Here is a 21,375-nt window from a genome sequence, read left to right on the forward strand (position 1 = left end):
AGCCGTCAAGGCTTTCGACGGGCTCCTCAGATGTGAGCCAGCGCCCAGAACCCCGCGATGTAACAGGCCAGGGCCAACAGCAGCAGCGGGATCGCGATCCTCGCGGGCGGTCCCGTGCGGCGGGCTGCGCGGCGGCGTGCCGTGCGCGGACCTACGGGAGTGGGAACCTCCGGGACCCGAGCGGTGTACGAAGCAGTAGAGGCAGTCTCGGACCGCAGGTGCGGAACCGGGGTCGGGGGCTGCGCGGGGTACTGCGGGACCGGGGTGTGCGAGCGGGGGGAGGACACGACATGGGCGGGGCCGTACGGAGTGGAGCCGGGTTGTTCCTGGGGCTGCTGCCGGTGCTGGGCGTGGGCCTGGGGGTGGGACTGCGGCTGTGCTGGTGGCCGGGGCTGTGCCGGTGGTCGAGGTGGCGCCAGGGGAAAGCTGCCCGGGTCCGACAGGCTGGGCAGGGGTTTCGTCGTCGTGGTGCGCTCCACCCCGGGCGCCTGCTGCAGCGGACCCTGCGGCCCGTAGCCGTCCGGCAGGGGCCCGAGTTGGTCGAAGATCTCGATCAGCTCGTCGTCGGGGCCCGGGTCCGGGAGGAGTTCGACGGCCGAGGCGAGGGCCTTGCGGGCGCCGGTCGCGGTGCGGAACCGCGCCTGCGGGTCCGGCTGGAGCAGCGTCGCCACGATCTGCCACAGCGGCTCCGGAATCCCCTTGGGCGCCCCCGGTGTGCCGTGCGCGGCGAAGTACTCGATGAGCGCCTTGGCGTCCGGCTTGGCGCCCTCCAGCAGATACAGCGCCACCAGCCCTACGGCGAACAGGTCCGCGGGGAAGTCCGGTTCCGCGCCCAGCAGTTGCTCGGGCGCCAGGTAACCGGGCGTTCCCACCACGAGGTTGGTCTCGGTCAGCCGCGGTTCGCCCAGCCGCATCGCGATGCCGAAGTCCGACAGCCGCAGCCGCGGGCGACCGGTGCCGGTGGCCTCCAGCAGCACATTGGCGGGCTTGATGTCGCGATGCACCACCTCCTCCGCGTGCACCGCGGCGAGCCCCGCGAGGAGCTGGTCGAGCAGCGTGCACACGAAGCGCGGGGGCAGGGGGCCGTAGTCGCCGACCAGGTGGACCAGCGAACCGCCGGCGACCAGGTCCATGGTGAACAGGACCTTGTCGTCGTCGGCGGCCCAGCTGGCGGGGGCGAGCACATGGGGGTGGTCGATCCTCAGGGCCTGCTCGCGCACGAACCGCAGCAGCGAGTGCGCGTCGCTCTGCTGGAGCACCTTGGCGGCCACGTACCGGCGGCGGCGGTGATCCCAGGCACGCCAGACGGCGCCCACCCCTCCGCGTCCGATCGGGTCGACCAGTTCGTACCGCCCGGCGAAGACCTCACCCATGGCTGTGCGTCGCTCCTCCCCCTCCGCCTACCCCCCTTGCTTCCCCCTCGACGAGAGAAACGACTCCCCCTCACGCCGCTTTGCCGTCCGCCCGGTCGCCGAACCCCCTTCGGCCACCGGGATGCGGGGTCAGCTCTGGTGCGACTGGTAGTGCGCGACCGCGTCGGAGGTGCGGCCCGCCCCGTAGACGCGCAGGAACTCCGCGAGCTCCGGGTGGGTCGGGGCGAGGGTGTCCGCGGCGTCGATGATGTCGCCGGCGGCGGCGACCGAGCGCAGCAGCGACTGGATCTCGCGGACGACCCGCTTGACCGTGGGCGCACCCGAACTGTTCGTCGACTGCGTGGCGTTGCTGAGCACCGAGCCCCCCTGCGACTTCTTGATCTCGTCCATGCGCTCGGTGGCCTCGGCCGCGCTCACACTGCCGTCCGCGACCTGCCCCGCCAGGTCCTGGAGCAGCTGTACCCGCTGCACCACGGCCGGATTGCCGATTTTCGCCCGCTGACCGCTCATCAGCTGGGACAGCATCGGTGCGGACAGTCCCAGTACCCCCGCCAGACGAGCCTGGTTCAGACCAAGATCGTCTATAAGCTTACGGAAGAGCGCCCCCAGCGGCTCCCCGTACCAGTTCCGCTGCAGTTCCCGCGCTCTTGCGGTGGCTTCCTGCTGTGCGGCGTCCATTGCGTCTCCCCATCGCTTCCCCATGAACCGCGGTTCGCTGTAGCGAACCACGCGGAGCATCTTACGGAGAGTGGTCGTCCATCGGGACCCCCAATCTTTTTGCGGGATACCGGGGGCGACCCGGTACTCTGGTTCGCGGCGCCCACCGGAGAAGTGGTTCTTCCGGCGGACGTCGCCTTTCCAGGGGCCTTAGCTCAGTTGGTAGAGCGCTGTCTTTGCATGGCAGATGTCAGGGGTTCGACTCCCCTAGGCTCCACACCCCAAGACCCCTCCGACCTGCGTAAACGCGGGGTCGGAGGGGTCTTTGTGTTCCGTGTGCGGGCGCGGCCGGCCGTGGGGGTGGGCCCCTGCGATCAGCTGGGCGCGCGGGGCCCGGCACTGCGGGTCTGCTCCCAAAGAACAGCCCCGCGAGGCGGGAAACCCCCGACAGGTCTCCCGCCCCACGGGGCGCTTGGGGGGTGCGGGCTCAGGTCATTGGCTGTCGTCGCGGTTCGCGGCCTCTTCCTCGGCCTGCTTCGCCTGGACCTCGGGGTCGAGGGGGGCGCTGCCGTCCACCGAGGTGAGGTGGCCCGACTCCGGGACCTCCGTCGCGGCGGGCGGCTCGACCAGCCAGTCCGGGTTGGCCTGCTTGTCCCACCACTTCCACGCGGCGAACGCGCCGCCGGCCACCGCGCCCAGCACCAGCAGCGTCTTCGCGAACCGGCCCGCCCGCGCCCGGCGGTCGTGCTTGCGGACCAGCTTCTGGATCTCCTCGGGCGTCACCTGACCGCGCAGCGCGGCCAGCGCGGCCACCCCACGGGCGGCGGCCTCGTCCTTCATGGGCCCTGCCACCGCCACGGCATGTTCCAGCCGTGGCCGCGAATAATCGGCCGCCTGCCGGGCAGCCACCATGGTGCGGGCGGCGGCTTCATGCGCGGCGTGGTCGACCTTCGGCGGCACATGGGTACGGGCCTGTTCCAGGCGCGGCACGACGAGGGTGTCGTACTGCACGCGGGCCTGTTCGGCGGCCTGGGACACCTTCGGCGCGAGGCGTACGCGTGCCTCGTGTGCGTAGTGCGCGGCCGTGTCCTTGGCCGTGCCGGCGTAGGGCGCCACCACGTCCGCGGCGTGCCGCACGCTGTCCTTCGCCGAGCCGGCTGCGGCGCGCACGCTGTCTTTGCGGGTCACGGGATCCTCCTCCTCGGTGGCGTTACGTATTTCGACTTTCCACCCTTTTAGGGATCATGCCTGTCAATGGACATGAGGGCATGTGCGGGCGGGCATCCGGGTCACACAGATGAATACGGACCAACAGGAGCTTGTCGACGACAATGCCACGGATCGCCCGTCCGCGCCCCCGACCCGGGGCGACTCGACCGGATTTCCGCTAGCGAAAGCCCCCGGAGTGCGCCGGAAGACGACGTCAGGGGACCTACGGGCCGCGAGGACCGTGCGAGGATCGGGGAATCACCGCAGGACGACGGAAGGCACCCCGTGGCCGAGCAGCTCTACGCCACCCTGAGGACCACCCAGGGCGACATCGTGGTCCGGCTCCTGCCGAACCACGCCCCGAAGACGGTCCGGAACTTCGTCGAGCTCGCCACGGGGGAACGGGAGTGGACGAACCCCGCCACCGGTGAGCGCTCCAGCACCCCCCTGTACGACGGCACGGTCTTCCACCGCGTGCTGAGCGGTTTCATGATCCAGGGCGGCGACCCGCTGGGCACCGGGATCGGCGGCCCCGGCTACGAGTTCGAGGACGAGTTCCACCCCGACCTGCGCTTCGACCGGCCGTATCTGCTGGCCATGGCCAACGCCGGACCGGGCACCAACGGCTCGCAGTTCTTCATCACCGTCGCCCCGACCCCGCACCTCAACCGCAAGCACACGATCTTCGGCGAGGTGACCGATCCGGCCAGCCAGAAGGTCGTGGACGCCATCGCCGTCACCCAGACCAACCCGCGCACCGCCCGCCCGGTCAACGACGTCGTCATCGACTCGGTCGTGGTCGAGACGCGCTGAGCCGCCGCCCGGTTCAAAGGCCCACGGCTTCGCCCGAAGGGAACCAAACGCCCCGCTCGTCCGTAAGACATGGGCGGGGCGGACGCGTGCCGGACGACGACTTAGGGGATCTCATGGACCAGGCGCCAGACAGTGCGCACCAGGCCCAGGGCCTGCCCGGCTGCTACCGGCACCCGGAGCGCGAGACCGGCGTCCGCTGCACCCGCTGCGAGCGCCCGATCTGTCCCGAGTGCATGGTCAGCGCCTCCGTCGGCTTCCAGTGCCCCGACTGCGTCCGCACCGGCTCCGGCACCGGGCACCCGCCCGCCGCGGCCCGTCCCCGCACGATGGCGGGCGGCAACCTCACGGCCGACCCGCACCTGGTCACCAAGATCCTCATCGGCGTCTGCGTCGTGGCCTACCTGTTCCAGATGGCCGTCGGCGACCGCTTCACGGACAGCTTCGACCTCATCGGCCGGGCCTTCGTCCCCCACCTCGGCGATGTCGAGGGCGTCGCCGAAGGCCAGTCGTACCGGCTGCTGACGTCGACGTTCCTGCACGGCAGCGTCATCCACCTGCTGTTCAACATGCTCAGCCTGTGGTGGCTTGGCGGCCCGCTGGAAGCCGCCCTCGGCCGCGCCCGCTACCTCGTTCTCTATTTCGTCTCGGGCCTGGCGGGCAGTGCCCTCGCCTATCTGCTGGCCGAACCGAACACCGCCACCCTCGGCGCCTCCGGCGCCATCTTCGGCCTGTTCGGAGCCACCGCCGTCCTGATGCGGCGCATGAACTACGACATGCGGCCCATCATCGCGCTGCTGGCGATCAACCTGATCTTCACCTTCAGCCCGGGCTTCAACATCTCCTGGCAGGCCCACATCGGCGGCCTTGTCGCGGGCGTCCTGGTCGGGTACGGCATGGTCCACGCCCCGCGCGAGCGCCGTGCTCTCGTCCAGTACGGCATCGCCGCCGTAGTGCTGGCGGTGGTGGTCGGCCTCACCGTGCTCCGGACCGCCCAGCTCACCTGAGCCCCGCGTTTCCACAGCTGAGCGCCCCTGTTGTCCACAGCATGTGCCGGATCTTGTGCACACTGTGCGGGAACAACTGTGCCCCCTGTCACCGACTGGTATTTCCGCAGGTCAGACAGGGGGCGAACGCGTTTTCGATTGCCAGTACTTCGGTCACACCGGCGTCAACGTCCCGGGGGTTATCCACAGATCGTCTTTCTTTTCCACTCCGTGTGGACAACGGCTGTGGATAACTCCGTGGATAGCCCTGGGCAGAGGTGTGTTCACCGGGCCGTGGCCGCTACTTCCACTGCGTGGAGACGCCGAATCCGGCGGCGATGAACCCGAAACCGACCACGATGTTCCAGTTGCCCAGAGCGTCGATGGGCAGCGAGCCGTCGGTCACGTAGAACACCACGATCCAGGCCAGCCCGATCACGAACATGGCCAGCATCACGGGTGCGACCCAGGCGCGGCTGTTCAGCTTGATGGCGGTCGCCTGCTTCGCCGGCGGCGGCGTGTAGTCGGCCTTCTTGCGGATACGTGACTTCGGCACGAGGGTCTCTCCTGTCGATGCGCTGCGTGGCCGCGCAGGGAACTGGGGCTGGCTCGGGGCAGCGTAACTGGGGACTCTTAGTGCTCCCCCGGGCGTCCGTTAGCGTAGTGCTTCCGTGGCGCCGAAGGAGATAAGGGTACGTTGAGCAATTCTGCCGACTTCCCCCCGCCGGGATCCAGTCCTGCCCGCGGGCGCCGCTTCCGGCCCGTGCGGGTGCTCACCGCTGCCGTCTTCGCGCTCGCCGGCCTCATTTTCTTCACCAGCTTCAATACGGCCAAGGGCACCAACATCCGTACGGACGACTCGTTGCTGAAGCTGTCGGACCTGATCCATGAGCGCAGCCTGAAGAACGGCGAGCTGGACGAGTCCAACGCGGCCCTGCGCGAGGACGTGGAGACGCTCGCGGAGCGGGACGACGGCAGCACCAGGGCCGAGGACGAGAAGCTCGCCGGCCTGGAGAAGAGCGCGGGCACCCAGAAGCTGAAGGGCGAGGCGATAAGCGTCACGCTCAACGACGCCCCGCCGGACGCCACCGCGAAGCTGCCGGGCTATCCCGAGCCGCAGCCCGACTACCTGGTCATCCACCAGCAGGACCTCCAGGCCGTGGTGAACGCGCTCTGGGAGGGCGGCGCCAAGGGCATCAAGGTCATGGACCAGCGGCTGATCTCGACCAGCGCCGTGCGCTGTGTGGGCAACACCCTGATCCTCCAGGGCCGCGTCTACTCACCGCCGTACAAGATCACGGCCGTCGGGGAGCCGGAGAAGCTGCAGCAGGCGCTCGCGGAGAGTCCGGCGATCCAGAACTACATGGTCTACGTCAACGTGTACGGCCTGGGCTGGAAAGTGACCGAGGACGGGACGGTGACTCTTCCCGGTTACTCGGGCACAGTGGATCTGCAGTACGCCCAGCCCGTGGAGTGAGACCGACCGGGAGCTGCCGGTGCGCGTTGTCGTCAGGACCGTCAGCGAGCTGTGCATCACCTTCGGCACCGTGATCGTGCTGTTCGTCGTCTATGTGCTGTTCTGGACGGGCGTGAAGGCCGATCATGTGATGGACGACCAGATCGACCAGCTGGAAGAGCAGTGGGCGCGGGGGACCGTGAAGCCCACCGGCTCACCCGGCGCCGCGGCCACCGGTCCGCCCGAGCCGGCTACGTACAGGAGCGGGAAGCCGTTCGCGATCATGTACATCCCCCGGCTCGGTTTCACGTGGAACAAGCCGGTGCTGGAGGGCACGGCGACCGGCACCCTCAAGAAGGGGCTCGGACACTACGCGCACACCGCGCGGCTCGGGCAGCAGGGCAACTTCTCGGTCGCGGGCCATCGGCGGACCTACGGAGATCCGTTCAAGGACTTCCCCAGGCTGCGGCCGGGCGACGCGGTGGTTCTCACGGACGGGACGACCTGGTTCACCTATCGCGTCGACAAGGGTCCCTACAAAACAGTGCCGTCGGACGTTGAGGTGATCGACCCTGTGCCACGTAAATCGGGGTACACGCGCGCGGGGCGCTACCTGACGCTGACCACATGCGATCCGGAGTGGGGTCACAGTCACCGGCTGATCGTCTGGGCGCACCTGGACGCCACACAGCCCGTGGAGGCCGGGAAACCAGCGGCCCTGCGCCGTTAGTCTGGTGGGCGGTACGGCGTGAGTCCGGTGCCGTGGCGCAACGGAAGGGACGGCATGTACGGCTGGATCTGGCGGCATCTGCCGGGAAACGCGTGGGTGAAGGCGCTGCTCTCACTCATGCTGGTCGTCGCCGTGGTCTACATCCTTTTCCAGTACGTCTTTCCGTGGGCCGAGCCTCTTCTTCCCTTCGGTGATGTGACGGTGGACAACCAGTGAGCGCGCGCATTCTCGTCGTCGACAACTACGACAGCTTCGTCTTCAACCTGGTCCAGTACCTGTACCAGCTGGGCGCCGAGTGCGAGGTCCTGCGCAACGACGAGGTCTCCACGGCCCACGCCCAGGACGGCTTCGACGGCGTCCTGCTGTCCCCGGGCCCCGGCACCCCCGAAGAGGCGGGCGTCTGCGTCGAGATGGTCCGCCACTGCGCCGCCACCGGCGTCCCCGTCTTCGGCGTCTGCCTCGGCATGCAGTCGATGCAGGTGGCGTACGGCGGTGTCGTGGACCGCGCGCCGGAGCTGCTGCACGGCAAGACCTCGCCCGTCGAGCACGAGGGCAAGGGAGTCTTCGCGGGCCTGCCCTCTCCCTTCACGGCGACGCGCTACCACTCCCTGGCCGCCGAGCCGGCCACCGTGCCGGACGCGCTGGAGGTCACCGCGCGCACCCACGACGGCATCATCATGGGCCTGCGCCACCGTGAACTCCCGGTCGAGGGCGTGCAGTTCCACCCGGAGTCGGTGCTGACCGAGCACGGCCACCGGATGCTGGCGAACTGGCTGGTGGAGTGCGGTGACCAGGGCGCCGTGGCGAGGTCGGCGGGGCTCGCCCCGGTGGTGGGCAGGGCCACGGCGTGACCCAACTGCGCCCCGAGCGCGAGTCCGGTGCCTCGTACGGGGAGCAGCCGTACGGGGATTCCGGTGCGCTCGGGGAGTGGTACGGCAGCGCCGGGGCGGGCGAGCCCTGGGCGCCGCAGGCCGACGAGGAGACGGTGGCGCTGCGGGTTCCGGATCCGCCTCCGCCGACGCGGACGTCCGCGTCTGGAGGCCGTTCCACCGCTTCCCCTTCCGGGAGCCCGGACGGTGGCCGCGCGGCCCGCAGAAAGGCCGCCAAGCGGCGTCACGGGCGTCATGGGGGCGCTCCCGGCGCACCCCAGGAGGCGACGCCGCAGGGCGGCCGTCCGCTTTCCCGGGTGGAGGCGCGCCGGCAGGCGCGGGCGCGCAAGCCCAGTGCGGGAGTGGTGGCCAGCCGGGCGATCGGCGAGGTGTTCATCACGACCGGCGTGCTGATGCTGCTGTTCGTGAGCTACCAGCTGTGGTGGACGAACGTCCGGGCGCACGCGCAGGCCGACAAGGCGAAGGACTCCCTCCAGGAGGACTGGGCGAGCGGCAAGCGCAACCCGGGGACCTTCGAGCCGGGCCAGGGCTTCGCGATCCTGCACATCCCCAAGCTGGACGTGGTCGTCCCGATCGCCGAGGGGATCAGCAACAAGAAGGTGCTGGACCGGGGGATGGTCGGGCACTACGCCGAGGGCGCGCTGAAGACGGCGATGCCGGAGGCCAAGTCGGGCAACTTCGGTCTGGCGGGCCACCGCAACACGCACGGGGAACCGTTCCGCTACATCAACCGGCTCGAGCCGGGCGACCCCATCGTGGTGGAGACGCAGGACGAGTACTTCGTCTACAAGATGGCGTCGATGCTGCCGTCGACGTCGCCGAGCAATGTGAGCGTGCTGGAGCCGGTCCCGCCGGGCTCGGGTTTCACCGGCCCCGGCCGCTACATCACGCTCACCACGTGCACGCCGGAGTTCACCAGCAAGTACCGGTTGATCGTCTGGGGCAAGATGGTCGAGGAACGGCCGCGCAGCAAGGGCAAGCCGGATGCGCTCGTGCAGTAAGGGCAGATGAACAGTGGCAGCCACGACCGAGCAGCAAGAGCTCGTCGACCCCCCCGCCGCGCCGCGCCGCCGGGGTTCCGGCCGGATCGCCGCGGCCGTCAGCGTCTTCGGTGAACTCCTCATCACGGCGGGCCTGGTGCTGGGCCTGTTCGTCGTGTACTCGCTGTGGTGGACCAACGTCATAGCGGACCGCAAGGCGGACCGGCAGGGCGACAGGGTCCGCGACGGCTGGGCACAGCAGGACGGGGACGGACCGGTCGCCTACGACTCCAGGAACGGCGTCGGCTTCCTCCACGTCCCCGACATGAGCAAGGGCGAGATCCTGGTCGAGAAGGGCACGGCGTCGAAGATCCTCAACGACGGCGTCGCCGGCTACTACACCGACCCGGTCAAGGCGGTCCTGCCCACCTCCGGCAAGAAGGGCAACTTCTCCCTGGCCGCCCATCGTGACGGCCACGGCGCGAAGTTCCACAACATCGACAAGCTGGGGAAGGGCGACCCGATCGTCTTCGAGACGAAGGACAAGTGGTACGTCTACAAGGTCTACGCCACGCTCCCCGAGACCTCGAAGTACAACGTGAAGGTCCTCGGCGCCGTCCCGGAGGAGTCCGGCAAGCGGAAGGCCGGCCACTACATCACCCTGACGACCTGCACCCCGGTCTACACGAGCCGCTACCGCTACGTCGTGTGGGGCGAGCTGGAGCGGGTGGAGAAGGTGGACGACCAGCGGACTCCGCCGAAGGAACTGCGCTAGACGTACGAGGGCCCCGGCTCCTCCTCTTCAGGGGAGCCGGGGCCCTCGTACGTTCTGGCGGTGGGTCAGTTCTCGGTGCGGTAGGCCACGCCGTTCACGCCGCCGAAGATGCCGCCGTCGCCCTGGCCGCCGTCGCCCTGGCCGCTGTCGACCGCGATGAGGTTGACGGTCGTGCCCTGCTGGACCGTGCTCCCGGGGGCCGGGTCCGAGCTGAAGACGGTGGCGTTGTCGTCCTGGGAGCCCTGGACGTTACCGACCACCAGGCCGGCGTCCTGCAGCGCCTTCTTGGCGTCCTTCAGCTTCTGGCCCTGGATCTGCGGGACCTGGACCTGGGTGTTCGCCTGCTTGCCGACCTGGATGTTGACCTTGGATCCCGGGTCCGCCTCCTGGCCCGCCGACGGGGTGGTCGTGATGACCTTGCCCACCTGGTTCGGGTCCTGGGTGTCGACCTCGGTGCACTCACCGACCAGGTCGCTGGCCGTCATCTGGGCCTTGGCCTCGTCACAGGTCTTGCCGACGACGTCGGGGACGGTGGCCTTCTCCTCGGCCTTGGCGACCGTGAGGGTGATCGTGGAACCCTTCTCGACCTCCTCGCCGAGTTCGGGGTCCTGTGCCGTCACGGTGCCCTCCGGCTCCGACGACACCTCTACCACCTTCTTGACGTCGAACTGGTACTTGTCGTCCTCCAGGGTGGCCTTGGCCTCGTCGAAGTCCCTGCCGAGGACACTCGGCACGGCGACCTTCGGCGCCCCGGTGGAGACCACGACGTTGATGGTGGACTCCTTCTTGACCGACGTGCCCTGCTTCGGGTCCTGGCTGCAGATCTTGCCCTTGGGCTGGTCCTCGCAGGGCTTCTCCGTGGGGACGAGCTGCACTTCGGCGTTCTTGGCCAGCTGTTCGGCCTCGTCCAGGGTCACGCCGATCAGGGCCGGCGCCTTCGTGGTGTCGTTGGCCACACCGTCGTTGTCGAAGATCCACCGGCCGATCAGGATCGCGCCGACGAGGACCAGCACCGCGGCCACGACCAGCAGGATCGTGGAGGTGTTGTTCTTCTTCTGACGGCGGCGGTCCGGGCGGTCGTCGTAGCCGAAGCCGCCGTCGTCGGGGTTCATCGGCGGGAGCATCGACGTGGCGCCGGCGTCCGTGGCGCGCAGGGCCGTCGTGGCCTGGTCGTCGGGGTAGCCGCCGTAGCCGACCGAGCCCATCGCCGCGGTGGCCGCGACCGGCTGGCCGTCGAGGCAGGCCTCGATGTCGACCCGCATCTCGTCGGCCGACTGGTAGCGGTAGTTGGGGTCCTTGACCAGCGCCTTCAGGACGATGGCGTCCATTTCAGGGGTGATCTCGGGGTCGAACACCGACGGGGGCTGGGCTTCTTCCCGTACGTGCTGGTAGGCCACCGCCACCGGGGAGTCGCCCACGAAGGGCGGCCGTACCGTCAGCAGCTCGTACAGCAGACAGCCGGTCGAGTACAGGTCGGAGCGTGCGTCGACCTGCTCGCCCTTGGCCTGCTCCGGAGAGAGGTACTGGGCCGTGCCGATGACCGCGGAGGTCTGCGTCATCGTCATGCCGGAGTCGCCCATGGCGCGGGCGATGCCGAAGTCCATCACCTTGACCTGGCCGTTGCGCGTCAGCATGACGTTCGCGGGCTTGATGTCGCGGTGGACGATGCCGTTGCGGTGCGAGTACTCCAGCGCCTGGAGGATGCCGATGGTCATCTCCATCGAGCGCTCCGGCAGCAGCTTGCGGCCGCTGTGCAGGAGCTCACGCAGGGTGGAGCCGTCGACGTACTCCATGACGATGTACGGGATCGACACGTTGTCGATGTAGTCCTCGCCCGTGTCGTAGACCGCCACGATCGCGGGGTGGTTGAGCGAGGCGGCCGACTGGGCCTCCCGGCGGAAGCGGGCCTGGAAGGACGGGTCGCGCGCGAGGTCCGCGCGCAGCGTCTTCACCGCCACGGTGCGGCCGAGCCGGGTGTCGTGCGCGAGGTATACCTCGGCCATGCCACCACGGCCGAGCACCTGGCCCAGCTCGTACCGGCCGCCGAGGCGACGCGGCTCTTCCATAAGCTACCTACCAGCCCTCTCCGTCGGTCCCGACCCGCACGCTCGTACGGTTCGGAGGCTGCCGTCCGGGCCTACCGTACCCGGCTCGCTTTGTGTGACCTGGCCAAGCCCGTCAGCCGATACAGGACCGGTATCGCAACGTGCACCGATGTGAAGGCGACGTGAGCGGGGTCACTTCTTGCTGTCGATGACTGCCTTCATCACGTCCCTTGCGATCGGAGCGGCCAGACCGCCACCACTGATGTCGTCGCGGTTGGCCGAGCCGTCCTCGACGACGACGGCCACGGCCACCGGGGAACTGCCGTCGGACAGCTTGGCGTAGGAGATGAACCAGGCGTACGGCTTCTCGCTGTTGTTCAGGCCGTGCTGGGCGGTACCGGTCTTGCCGCCGACCGTCACGCCGTCGATCCTCGCGTTGCCGCCCGTGCCCTGCTGGGCGTTGACGACCGTCTCCATCATTTCCTGGAGCTTCTGCGCGGTCTCCGAGGACACCGCCTGGGACAGCTCCTCCGGGTCGGTCGTGGCGATCGTGTCGAGGTTCGCGGCCTTGAGCTGGTCGACCATGTACGGCTTCATCAGCTTGCCGTCGTTGGCGACGGCCGAGGCGACCATGGCCATCTGCAGCGGCGTGGCCCGGTTGGAGGCCTGGCCGATGCCGTCCATGGCGTTCTGCGGGTCGTTGTCCTCGGGGTAGACGCTCGCGGCGGCGCGGACCGGGGTGTCCAGCTCGTCGTCGTTGTAGCCGAACTTCTCCGCCTGCTCGATCATCTTCTCGTTGCCGACGTCGTGGGCCAACTTCGCGAAGACGGTGTTGCAGGACACCATGAGCGCGTACTTCAACGAGGCGTTCTTGCACTCACCGTGCTCGTTGGTGAGATCGGTGGTGGTCCCCGGCAGCTGGTACGGGTCCGGCGCCTTGGTGGCGTCGTCGATACCGGAGACCTCGCCGTTCTCCAGCGCGGCGGCCGCGGTGACCACCTTGAAGGTGGAGCCCGGCGGGTAGGTCTCGCGCAGCGCCCGGTTCAGCATCGGGTCGTCGGGGTTGTTCGCCTTCTGCACCGCGTTCCACGCCTTGGCGTCGGAGTCGCCGGTGCCGGCGAACTTCGAGGGGTCGTACGACGGCGTGGAGACCAGCGCCAGGATCTTGCCGGTCGCCGGGTCGATCGCGGCGACGGCGCCCTTCTTGTCGCCGAGCCCCTCGTAGGCGGCCTTCTGCGCGGCGGCGTTGAGGGTGGTGACGACGCTGCCGCCCTCCTTCGGCTTGCCCGTGAGCATGTCGAGGGTGTTGCGGAAGAAGAGCCGGTCGTCGTTGCCGGTGAGGATGCCGTCCTCGAGCTTCTCCAGCTGGTTGGCGCCGAAGGCCTGCGAGGAGTACCCGGTCACCGGCGCCCACATGGGGCCGTTCGTCCAGGTGCGCTTGTACTTGTAGTCCCCGGACTTGCTCTCGACGCTGCCGGTGATGGCCTTGCCCTCGACGATGATGTCGCCGCGCGGGGTCGAGTAGCGCTCGATGTTGACGCGGCGGTTGTCGTCGTCGTCGGCCAGGTCGTCCGCCTTGACGTACTGCAGGTAGTTGTTGCGGACCAGCAGGGCCAGGATCAGGAGTCCGCAGAAGATCGCGATACGGCGCAGGGGCTTGTTCACGGTCGGACCACCTGGGTCATCTCGGCGTCGGGGTTGGGGGCGGGGGAGGGCGCCGGGCGGCGCGCGGTGTCGCTGATCCGCATCAGGATGCCGATCAGGGCCCAGTTGGCGATCACGGACGAACCGCCGTAGGCCACGAAGGGCAGCGTCATACCGGTCAGCGGGATGAGGCCCATGACACCGCCGGCCACCACGAAGACCTGGAGGGCGAAGGCGCCGGACAGGCCGATCGCGAGCAGCTTGCCGAACGGGTCGCGGGCCGCGAGGGAGGTGCGGATGCCGCGCTCGATGATCAGCCCGTAGAGCAGCAGGATCGCCATGACGCCGGCCAGGCCCAGCTCCTCGCCGAAGGTGGCGAGGATGAAGTCGGAGTTGGCGGCGAAGCCGATGAGGTCGGAATTGCCCTGTCCGAGTCCGGTGCCGAGGGTGCCGCCGGAGCCGAAGGCCCACAGCGCCTGCATGGCCTGCTCGGAGTGGACGATGCCGTCCTGGACGCCCTCCCGGCTGAGCGTGAACTCGCGCATCGGGTCGAGCCAGGCCTGCACACGGGTCTGGATGTGCGGTTCGAAGCTCGCCACACCGACCGCGCCCACCGCGGACATCAGCAGACCGAAGACGATCCAGCTGGTCCGCTCGGTGGCGACGTACAGCATGATGACGAACATTCCGAAGAACAGCAGCGAGGTGCCGAGGTCGGTCTCGAAGACCAGGATGAGGATCGACATCACCCAGACCACGAGGATCGGACCGAGGTCACGGCCGCGCGGCAGGTACAGGCCCATGAAGCGGCGGCTGGCCAGGGCCAGGGCGTCTCGCTTGACCATGAGATAGCCGGCGAAGAACACCGCCAGGGCGATCTTCGCGAACTCACCGGGCTGCAGCGTGCCGAGGCCGGGGATCTTGATCCAGATCTTGGCGCCGTAGACGTTCGCGCCGAGTCCGGGCACGAGCGGCAGCACCAGCAGGACCAGCGCGCCGGCCATCGAGATGTACGTGTAGCGCTGCAGGACTCGGTGGTCCTTCAGGAAGATCAGCACGGCCACCAGCAGGGCCACGCCCATCGCCGAGTACAGCAGCTGGCGCGGTGCGGCCTCGACGTACGTGCTGCTCGCCTGGAGCTTCTTGGACTGGTCCAGGCGCCAGATGACGACGAGTCCGAGTCCGTTCAGCAGGGTGGCCAGAGGCAGCATCAGCGGGTCCGCGTACGGGGCGAACTTCCGTACGGCGAGGTGGCCGACGCCGGCCAGCAGGCCGAGACCCAGGCCGTAGGCCAGCAGACCGGCCGGCACCTCGTCGTTCAGCGCGAGGCCGACGTTGGCGTAGGCGAAGACCGGGATGACGACCGCGAACACCAGCAGCGCGAGCTCGGTGTTGCGCCGGCTCGGCGCTCCGATGGAGCCGATCGTGGACGTGTGGTGCGTCGACGGGTTGGAAGTACTGCTCATCGTGTGACGGGGCCTCTCACGGCTTGCCTACTGCGTACCGCACTTCGAGACGACCTTCTGCTCTTCCTCCGAGAGTGTGGGGCCGGGAGTGGGCGTGGGTGCGGTCGTGGACGGGGACGGGGAGGTCGACGGGGAGCCCGAGGACTTGTCCGACGGGTTCGGTGTCGGTGTCGCCTTGGACGTGAGGGAGGTACGGGTGGTTCCCGTGGTGCCTCCGGCCTCGCCCTCGCCGGTCTTCGAGTTCTGCTCGCTCGCGGCCGCCTGCCGCTCCGCCTGCTTCTTGCACGCGGAGGCCTGCAGGGCCAGTTCGTCGATCTTCTGCTGGGCGGCCTTCAGGCCCCCCTCGGCGATCGTCGCCTCGACCAGCTCCTGCTGGTACGGCGGGAGGTACTTGAGTTCGATCTCGGGGTGATCCTTCTCCACCTCCGACAGCGAGACCCAGGCCAGGTCCTGGCTGATGCCGCGGTACAGGGCGACGTGCTCGCCGTTGGCGCCGACGTAGTACTGGGTCTGCGTCCACTTCCAGCCGCCGTACAGACCGCCGCCGAGGACGGCCAGCGCGAGCGCCGAGTAGAAGGATCTCTTCAGCCACTTGCGGTTCTTGCGCGGCTTCACGAAGTCGTCGTCGGAGTAGTCGCCGAAGCCGGAGGTGTCGATGTAGCCGGTGATGTCGCCACCGGAGCCGGGCGGGCCGAACTCGCCGCCCCCGCCGCCCTGTCCGGGCACCTGGCGGCCGAGCCCGGAGGCGCGGCCCGCGGGGGTCTGCATGATGCCGTTGTCGTGCAGCTGGTGCTGGTTCTCGGCGACCGCGCCGACCACGACGGGCTGGTCGGAGATCTGTCCGGCGAGGGTGTCGCCGGTGTCCAGGTCGAGGACGTCCGCGACGATCACGGTGATGTTGTCGGGGCCGCCGCCGCGCAGCGCGAGCTGGATCAGCTCCTGCACGGTCTCCTGCGGTCCCTGGTAGCTGGCGAGGGTCTCCTCCAGGGTCTGGTGGGAGACCACACCGGAGAGGCCGTCGGAGCAGATCAAGTACCGGTCGCCGGCCCGGACTTCGCGGATCGACAGGTCCGGCTCGACATGGTCGCCGCTGCCCAGCGCGCGCATCAGCAGGGAGCGCTGCGGGTGGGTGGTGGCCTCCTCCTCGGTGATCCGGCCCTCGTCGACCAGCCGCTGCACCCAGGTGTGGTCCTGGGTGATCTGGGTGAGCACCCCGTCGCGCAGCAGATAGGCGCGCGAGTCGCCGACGTGCACCAGCCCGAGCCGCTGCCCGGTCCACAGCAGGGCGGTGAGCGTGGTGCCCATGCCCTCCAGCTGCGGGTCGTCCTCGACCATCGAGCGCAACTGGTCGTTGGCGCGCTGCACGGCGGTGCCGAGCGAGGTGAGGATGTCGGAACCGGGGACGTCGTCGTCGAGGGCGACGATCGTGGAGATGGCCTCGGAGGAGGCGACCTCGCCGGCCGCGGCGCCGCCCATGCCGTCGGCGATCGCGAGCAGGCGGGGACCGGCGTATCCGGAGTCCTCGTTGCCCTCCCGGATCATGCCTTTGTGCGATCCGGCGGCGAAGCGCAGTGACAGACTCATGCGCACCTCGCCCGTCGGCTCCGGGTACATCCGCACGGTGCCCACCCTCCGGTCGGGAGCGCGCCGGGGCCCGTCGTGGGGGCCGCCGCTGCGTGCTCGCTCCGCTCGCGCTCATTCATGATGCAGCTACTTCCGCAGCTCGATGACGGTCTTGCCGATGCGGATCGGCGCGCCCAGCGGGATCGGCGTGGGAGTCGTCAATCGGTTCCGGTCGAGATATGTGCCGTTGGTGGAGCCGAGGTCCTCGACGATCCACTGCCCGTCGCGGTCCGGGTAGATCCTGGCATGCCGGCTCGACGCGTAGTCGTCGTCCAGCACGATCGTGCTGTCGTGCGCCCGGCCCAGCGTGATGGTCTGGCCCTGGAGCGCGACCGTGGTGCCGGTGAGGGTGCCCTCGGAGACCACGAGCTTGGTGGGGGCGTTACGGCGCTGGCGGCCGCCCCCTGCGGCCTGCTGGCGCTGCTGCGGCGGCGCGGCCTGCCGGGCGGCCGGCTGGGCCCGGCCCGCTTCCCGGCGCGACCCGCGCTGGGTGACGCGCGTACCGAACAGGTCGCTGCGGATGACCTGCACGGCCACGATCACGAACAGCCACAGGACGGCCAGGAAACCCAGCCGCATGACCGTGAGGGTCAGCTCTGACATTGCCCCCGCTTCACCCTTCGGCTTGCCTATAGATAACGGTGGTGTTGCCCACGACGATCCGCGAGCCGTCGCGGAGCGTAGCGCGGGTGGTGTGCTGCCCGTCCACCACGATGCCGTTGGTGGACCCGAGATCCGCGATCGTCGAGGGCGTTCCGGTCCGGATCTCACAGTGCCGGCGGGAGACGCCGGGGTCGTCGATCCGCACGTCGGCGTCGGTGCTGCGGCCCAGCACCAGCGTCGCGCGGGAGATCTGATGGCGGGTGCCGTTGATCTCGATCCAGTAGCGGGTGCGGCCGCCGGCCGCGGGCGCCGTGGGGCGCTGTCCCGCGGCGGGCTGCGGGTAGCCGTAGCCGCCGGGGCGGGCGCCGCCGGGGGGCGGCGCGCTCGGCATGGGCGGGGCTCCCGCGGGCGCGGGGGGAGCCGCGGCGGGCGGGTAGCCGTAGCCGCCGGGCCGGCCGGCCGGGGCGGAGGGCTGCTGGCCGCCGCCCTGCTGGTCGGTGGAGCCGGCCAGGGTGCGGCTGCGCACGCGGTACAGGCCGGTGTCGAGGTCGTCGGCCTTCTCCAGGTGGACCTTGATGGGGCCCATGAAGCTGTAGCGCTGCTGCTTGGCGTAGTCGCGGACCATGCCGGCGAGCTCGTCGCCGAGCTGCCCGGAGTAGGGGCTCAGCCGCTCGAAGTCCGGCGTGCTCAGCTCCACGATGAAGTCATTGGGGACGACCGTGCGGTCGCGGTTCCAGATGGTCGCGTTGTTGTCGCACTCGCGCTGCAGCGCGCCCGCGATCTCCACGGGCTGGACCTCGGACTTGAACACCTTGGCGAAGGTGCCGTTGACCAGACCTTCGAGACGCTGCTCGAACTTCTTCAGGACTCCCATGGGGCACCTCCTCCGTAGCTGCTTCCGTCGTATGCCTCGTACTGCTTACTGATCGTATCCACGCGCCGGTGAATCGGCTGGTTCCCCCTGTCCGGCCCGGCCGACGGGTGTCGACGCCTGACGAAGTTCCCTGTGGAGCGCGCCCTCGAACTCTCCTCGGACGTACTCCTGCCCAGGATCGTAGAGGCGGCCGCAGACCAGTGTCCCGCACCTGACTGTGGACCCGGACCGGCTCCTGGGCAGACGGGCCGGACCGGTACGAGGTTGATACGTGAACAGACACGGTCCGAGACAGGGGCCCTCGTCGGGCTGCTGCCCGGGCAGAAGGGATGTGAACCCACCCTGGCCGGCGTGCTAATGTTCTGGATGTCGGAAGGCGCCGCACCGCAAGGAACGGAGCCCGAGGACACACCCAATGCGCGGGTGGCGGAATAGGCAGACGCGCTGGATTCAGGTTCCAGTGCCCGCAAGGGCGTGGGGGTTCAACTCCCCCCTCGCGCACCGTCGAAAGGGCGGCATCGATCAGATGCCGCCCTTTCTCGTTGTCCGCGACGACTGTGACGGTTGTCTCGCGCGGACCGGCGACGGTCCTCACCGTGCCGCCGGTCCGCGTGTGAGGAAGCTCTCAGGCGCGCTTCAGGACCAGGCTCACGTTGTGCCCGCCGAAGCCGAAGGAGTTGGCGAGGGCCGCGTCCCAGCTGCCGGTGCGGTTCTCGCCCCGGACCACGTCCAGCCGGATCTCCGGGTCCTGGCGGTCGAGGTTGCGGACCGCGGGAACCACTCCGTGGTGCAGCGAGAGCAGGGTCGACAGGGCGCCGAACGCCCCGGAGGCGCCGAGCATGTGGCCCGTCATGGACTTGGTGGCGGTGACCGCCGCGCCCTCGCCGACCACCTTCGCCAGCGCCTCGCCCTCCGCGAGGTCGCCGCTCGGGGTGGAGGTGGCGTGCGCGTGGACGTGCCCGATGTCCCGGGCCTCCACGCCCGCGTCCGCCAGCGCCGTCCGCATCGCCTGCACCTGGCCCTCCGCGTCGGAGGAGGTGATGTGGTGCGCGCTGGAGTGCACCGCGGCGCCCGCGACGGCGCCGTAGACCCGCGCCCCGCGGGCCCGGGCGAACTCCGCCCGTTCCAGTACGACCAGGGCGGCGCCCTCGGCGATCACGAAGCCGGAGCGGTCCGCGTCGAAGGGGCGGGACACCGCGGCCGGGTCGCCGCCCCGCACGGACAGCGCCTTCATCTGGGTGAAGGCGGCGGCCATGAACGGGGTCAGGGTGGCCTCGGTGCCGCCCGCGACCACCACGTCCGCGCGGCCCGCCCGGATCAGGTCCAGGCCCAGCGCGATCGACTCCGCTCCGGACGCACAGGCGCTCACGGGGGCGCGGGCGCCGGCCCGGGCGCCGAGCTCCATGGAGACCCAGGCGGCGGGACCGTTGGGCATCAGCATCGGCACCGCGAAGGGTGACAGGCGGCGCATCCCGGAGCCCTCGTAGAGGTTGTACTGGGCCAGCGTGGTGAGGACGCCGCCGATGCCGGTGCCGACCACGACGGCCAGCCGCTCCGGCTCGACCTGCGGGGCGCCCGCGTCCTGCCAGGCCTGGCGGGCGGTGACCACGGCCAGTTGCTCGCCCCGGTCCAGCTTGCGGGCCTGCGCCCGGCCGAGCTCTTCGACCGGGTCGCTCTCCACGGTGCCGGCGATGCGCACCGGCAGTTCCGCGGGCCAGTCGGGGCCGAGGTCGCGGATGCCGGAGCGCCCGGCCAGCAGTCCCTCCCAGGACGCGGCGGCGCTCGCGCCCAGCGGTGTCAGCGCACCGACACCCGTCACCAGTACGTCGTCACCGTGCGCGGCCATCTCATGTCTCCTCGGATCCGGCGGGGCCTTCGTCGATATGTCCTGTCACCATCGCCCGGCCACCGGTCGGGCGGGCCCGCCGGACGCGAACGGGCCAGAGATCCTGCGTGAACGTGGCACGGGGTACCGGCAGGTCAACCCGGCGTTCCGGCACCCCCGTCGTCGTGCGCGGATGTGCCACAGCGCGTGCGCGGGCGGGCGAGAAGATCGCGCCCGCGGCCCTTAACTTGAGCACCGGTGCAGCAGGCCCCACCGGGCCGGGGACAGTCCGGTGGGGTTCGCGGCCGGGGTGCGCGGCCGACCGGTCGTCACCTCGTGGGGAACAGCTCGCCGTCCGTACGGCGGGCCAGAAGCGACCGGTACCAGGTGGCACCGACGGCGAAGTCACGGGCGAACCCGCCCGTGGGCGCCGTCCCGAGCAACTGCCACAGACGGGAGCTGTCGTACCAGTGGTCGACCGCCATCAACGACAGACGCCGCCGGACCAGACGGTCCCGGTCGGCGCCGGTCAGGGCGGCGGCCCGGGCGTAGGACACCTCGCCCCGGGGCAGCGGGAGCCGCAGCTCCCGGCAGACCGTCTCGACCAGGTCCCGCACGGACACCGGCTCCGGCCGGGCGGCGTGCAGGACCGCACCGCGCGGCAGCTCGGGCCGCACGGCCAGCGCGGCCACGACCCGGGCCAGGTCGTGCACACCGATCACGGACGTACGGGCACGCCCGGCGTCGATCCAACGGGGGAAGGCGGTGAGGAAGTCCACCAGCGCGGGGACCACCCAGACGTCTCCGGGGCCGTAGACGAGATGCGGGCGCAGGACGAGACCGCCGGCCGCGAGGACGCGCTGTTCCCCCGCCAGCCTGCTGACGCTCGTCGGCGAGGAGGGGCCGAGTTCCGGCTCGCCCTCCTTGGCGCCGGTGTGCGGCTCGTCCCGGTACACGGCCGTGGTGCCCAGCTGGATGATCCGCTCGACCCCCGCGCGAGCGGCCTCTGCCAGCAGGGCCTCGGTGCCCGTGTCGTTGACGGCCGCGCACTCGGCGGGGCTGCCGCCGATCCGCGAGGCCAGATGGAGCACGGTGTCCACGCCGTCGCAGACGCCGCGCAGGGAACGGGGATCGCCGAGTGAACCGCGGCGCACCTCCACCCGGCCCGTGTCGTCGGGGACGGGCGGACGGTTGTGGACGAGGAGACGTAGGGAGGGGGCGTCCGCCGGGTCGGTGCCGGTGGAGAGCAGACCGGTCACGTGGGAGCCCACGAACCCGGTCCCGCCGGTGATGAGGATCCGTCGCGTCGGTGCCATGTCTTCTTTCCGATCTCGTCTCGGGAAGTGTGGAACGGAGGGGGGAAGAAAAACGGGGCGTGGGGGGGCAGGTCTCTCGATATAGAGACGGGGAAAGGATTCGAGCCAGAATC

General features: G+C 69.9%; 20 protein-coding genes and 2 tRNA genes. 10 read left to right on the plus strand and 12 right to left on the minus strand.

What is annotated here, in order from left to right; translation table 11 throughout:
- Nucleotides 1-26: 26 nt before the first annotated feature.
- Together ACWDRW_RS01185 and ACWDRW_RS01190 are read right to left on the minus strand one after the other, a co-directional pair.
- Complete coding sequence (locus ACWDRW_RS01185) at nt 27-1,373, minus strand: protein kinase domain-containing protein (protein ID WP_451718248.1); 1,347 nt, start codon at nt 1,371-1,373, stop codon at nt 27-29.
- A 129-nt stretch (nt 1,374-1,502) separates the two neighbouring features.
- Nucleotides 1,503-2,051, minus strand: a complete 549-nt coding sequence (locus tag ACWDRW_RS01190) for a helix-turn-helix domain-containing protein (protein ID WP_451718250.1) — start codon at nt 2,049-2,051, stop codon at nt 1,503-1,505.
- A 183-nt stretch (nt 2,052-2,234) separates the two neighbouring features.
- On the opposite strand from ACWDRW_RS01190, the gene ACWDRW_RS01195 reads away from it, so the two are divergent.
- A tRNA-Ala gene (locus ACWDRW_RS01195) sits at nt 2,235-2,307 on the plus strand.
- A 215-nt stretch (nt 2,308-2,522) separates the two neighbouring features.
- On the opposite strand, the gene ACWDRW_RS01200 is transcribed toward ACWDRW_RS01195, so the two are convergent.
- On the minus strand, nt 2,523-3,218 hold the full coding sequence (locus ACWDRW_RS01200; protein ID WP_451718253.1) for a DUF5324 family protein: 696 nt from the start codon (nt 3,216-3,218) through the stop codon (nt 2,523-2,525).
- A gap of 306 nt (nt 3,219-3,524) precedes the next feature.
- Here ACWDRW_RS01200 and ACWDRW_RS01205 point away from each other — a divergent pair, with 306 nt between their 5' ends.
- Nucleotides 3,525-4,052 carry a peptidylprolyl isomerase gene (locus ACWDRW_RS01205; RefSeq protein ID WP_451718255.1) on the plus strand — a complete coding sequence of 176 codons (528 nt, stop codon included), beginning with the start codon at nt 3,525-3,527 and terminating at the stop codon, nt 4,050-4,052.
- Nucleotides 4,053-4,165: 113 nt separating this feature from the next.
- Entirely contained in the window at nt 4,166-5,056 is an 891-nt protein-coding gene (locus ACWDRW_RS01210) for a rhomboid family intramembrane serine protease (RefSeq protein WP_451718258.1), read from the plus strand.
- Nucleotides 5,057-5,336: 280 nt separating this feature from the next.
- On the opposite strand, the gene crgA is transcribed toward ACWDRW_RS01210, so the two are convergent.
- Entirely contained in the window at nt 5,337-5,591 is a 255-nt protein-coding gene (gene crgA, locus ACWDRW_RS01215) for a cell division protein CrgA (RefSeq protein ID WP_362246877.1), read from the minus strand.
- Between the two features lie 141 nt (nt 5,592-5,732).
- On the opposite strand from crgA, the gene ACWDRW_RS01220 reads away from it, so the two are divergent.
- From ACWDRW_RS01220 to ACWDRW_RS01245, 6 genes are read left to right on the plus strand one after another with little or no spacing between them, the layout of a single operon-like run.
- Nucleotides 5,733-6,512 carry a DUF881 domain-containing protein gene (locus ACWDRW_RS01220; RefSeq protein ID WP_451718261.1) on the plus strand — a complete coding sequence of 260 codons (780 nt, stop codon included), beginning with the start codon at nt 5,733-5,735 and terminating at the stop codon, nt 6,510-6,512.
- Nucleotides 6,513-6,531: 19 nt separating this feature from the next.
- The gene (locus ACWDRW_RS01225; RefSeq protein ID WP_451718264.1) at nt 6,532-7,221 is read left to right on the plus strand and encodes a class E sortase; all 690 of its coding nucleotides are present in this window, start codon (nt 6,532-6,534) and stop codon (nt 7,219-7,221) included.
- 18 nt (nt 7,222-7,239) lie between these two features.
- Entirely contained in the window at nt 7,240-7,437 is a 198-nt protein-coding gene (locus ACWDRW_RS01230; protein ID WP_451718267.1) for a hypothetical protein, read from the plus strand.
- Nucleotides 7,434-8,072 carry an aminodeoxychorismate/anthranilate synthase component II gene (locus tag ACWDRW_RS01235; RefSeq protein WP_451718270.1) on the plus strand — a complete coding sequence of 213 codons (639 nt, stop codon included), beginning with the start codon at nt 7,434-7,436 and terminating at the stop codon, nt 8,070-8,072. Before ACWDRW_RS01230 ends, ACWDRW_RS01235 begins: the two co-directional genes overlap by 4 nt.
- Nucleotides 8,069-9,112, plus strand: a complete 1,044-nt coding sequence (locus ACWDRW_RS01240) for a class E sortase (protein ID WP_451718273.1) — start codon at nt 8,069-8,071, stop codon at nt 9,110-9,112. The genes ACWDRW_RS01235 and ACWDRW_RS01240 overlap by 4 nt, the downstream gene beginning before the upstream one ends.
- Nucleotides 9,113-9,125: 13 nt before the next feature.
- Entirely contained in the window at nt 9,126-9,866 is a 741-nt protein-coding gene (locus ACWDRW_RS01245; protein WP_451718276.1) for a class E sortase, read from the plus strand.
- A gap of 65 nt (nt 9,867-9,931) precedes the next feature.
- Here ACWDRW_RS01245 and pknB read toward each other — a convergent pair whose 3' ends face one another.
- The 6 genes from pknB to ACWDRW_RS01275 form a co-directional block, all read right to left on the minus strand.
- Nucleotides 9,932-11,932 carry a Stk1 family PASTA domain-containing Ser/Thr kinase gene (gene pknB / locus ACWDRW_RS01250; RefSeq protein WP_451718287.1) on the minus strand — a complete coding sequence of 667 codons (2,001 nt, stop codon included), beginning with the start codon at nt 11,930-11,932 and terminating at the stop codon, nt 9,932-9,934.
- Between the two features lie 171 nt (nt 11,933-12,103).
- A complete protein-coding gene (locus ACWDRW_RS01255; RefSeq protein ID WP_451718294.1) occupies nt 12,104-13,576 on the minus strand; it encodes a peptidoglycan D,D-transpeptidase FtsI family protein in 1,473 nt (490 codons plus the stop codon).
- Nucleotides 13,573-15,021 carry an FtsW/RodA/SpoVE family cell cycle protein gene (locus tag ACWDRW_RS01260; protein ID WP_451718297.1) on the minus strand — a complete coding sequence of 483 codons (1,449 nt, stop codon included), beginning with the start codon at nt 15,019-15,021 and terminating at the stop codon, nt 13,573-13,575. The genes ACWDRW_RS01255 and ACWDRW_RS01260 overlap by 4 nt, the downstream gene beginning before the upstream one ends.
- Nucleotides 15,022-15,048: 27 nt before the next feature.
- The gene (locus ACWDRW_RS01265; RefSeq protein ID WP_451718671.1) at nt 15,049-16,635 is read right to left on the minus strand and encodes a Stp1/IreP family PP2C-type Ser/Thr phosphatase; all 1,587 of its coding nucleotides are present in this window, start codon (nt 16,633-16,635) and stop codon (nt 15,049-15,051) included.
- A 96-nt stretch (nt 16,636-16,731) separates the two neighbouring features.
- Complete coding sequence (locus tag ACWDRW_RS01270; protein WP_451718299.1) at nt 16,732-17,247, minus strand: FHA domain-containing protein FhaB/FipA; 516 nt, start codon at nt 17,245-17,247, stop codon at nt 16,732-16,734.
- Nucleotides 17,248-17,257: 10 nt separating this feature from the next.
- The gene (locus tag ACWDRW_RS01275; protein WP_451718302.1) at nt 17,258-18,121 is read right to left on the minus strand and encodes an FhaA domain-containing protein; all 864 of its coding nucleotides are present in this window, start codon (nt 18,119-18,121) and stop codon (nt 17,258-17,260) included.
- A gap of 417 nt (nt 18,122-18,538) precedes the next feature.
- Here ACWDRW_RS01275 and ACWDRW_RS01280 point away from each other — a divergent pair.
- Nucleotides 18,539-18,622, plus strand: a tRNA-Leu gene (locus ACWDRW_RS01280).
- A gap of 124 nt (nt 18,623-18,746) precedes the next feature.
- Here the strand turns inward: ACWDRW_RS01280 and ACWDRW_RS01285 are convergent.
- The gene (locus tag ACWDRW_RS01285; protein ID WP_451718305.1) at nt 18,747-19,967 is read right to left on the minus strand and encodes a beta-ketoacyl-[acyl-carrier-protein] synthase family protein; all 1,221 of its coding nucleotides are present in this window, start codon (nt 19,965-19,967) and stop codon (nt 18,747-18,749) included.
- Nucleotides 19,968-20,275: 308 nt separating this feature from the next.
- Nucleotides 20,276-21,262, minus strand: coding sequence for an NAD-dependent epimerase/dehydratase family protein (locus ACWDRW_RS01290; RefSeq protein WP_451718307.1), 987 nt, complete (start codon nt 21,260-21,262; stop codon nt 20,276-20,278).
- Between the last annotated feature and the right edge of the window lie 113 nt (nt 21,263-21,375).

It is taken from the genome of Streptomyces sp. NPDC003635 (assembly GCF_053587635.1).

Coding starts and splice junctions, on each gene's coding strand:
- ACWDRW_RS01290 (WP_451718307.1), bottom strand. CDS start 21,262: ATGGCACCGACGCGACGGATCCTCATCACCGGCGGGACCGGGTTCGTG.
- ACWDRW_RS01185 (WP_451718248.1), bottom strand. CDS start 1,373: ATGGGTGAGGTCTTCGCCGGGCGGTACGAACTGGTCGACCCGATCGGA.
- ACWDRW_RS01285 (WP_451718305.1), bottom strand. CDS start 19,967: ATGGCCGCGCACGGTGACGACGTACTGGTGACGGGTGTCGGTGCGCTG.
- ACWDRW_RS01210 (WP_451718258.1), top strand. CDS start 4,166: ATGGACCAGGCGCCAGACAGTGCGCACCAGGCCCAGGGCCTGCCCGGC.
- pknB (WP_451718287.1), bottom strand. CDS start 11,932: ATGGAAGAGCCGCGTCGCCTCGGCGGCCGGTACGAGCTGGGCCAGGTG.
- ACWDRW_RS01265 (WP_451718671.1), bottom strand. CDS start 16,635: ATGTACCCGGAGCCGACGGGCGAGGTGCGCATGAGTCTGTCACTGCGC.
- ACWDRW_RS01270 (WP_451718299.1), bottom strand. CDS start 17,247: ATGTCAGAGCTGACCCTCACGGTCATGCGGCTGGGTTTCCTGGCCGTC.
- ACWDRW_RS01190 (WP_451718250.1), bottom strand. CDS start 2,051: ATGGACGCCGCACAGCAGGAAGCCACCGCAAGAGCGCGGGAACTGCAG.
- ACWDRW_RS01275 (WP_451718302.1), bottom strand. CDS start 18,121: ATGGGAGTCCTGAAGAAGTTCGAGCAGCGTCTCGAAGGTCTGGTCAAC.
- ACWDRW_RS01260 (WP_451718297.1), bottom strand. CDS start 15,021: ATGAGCAGTACTTCCAACCCGTCGACGCACCACACGTCCACGATCGGC.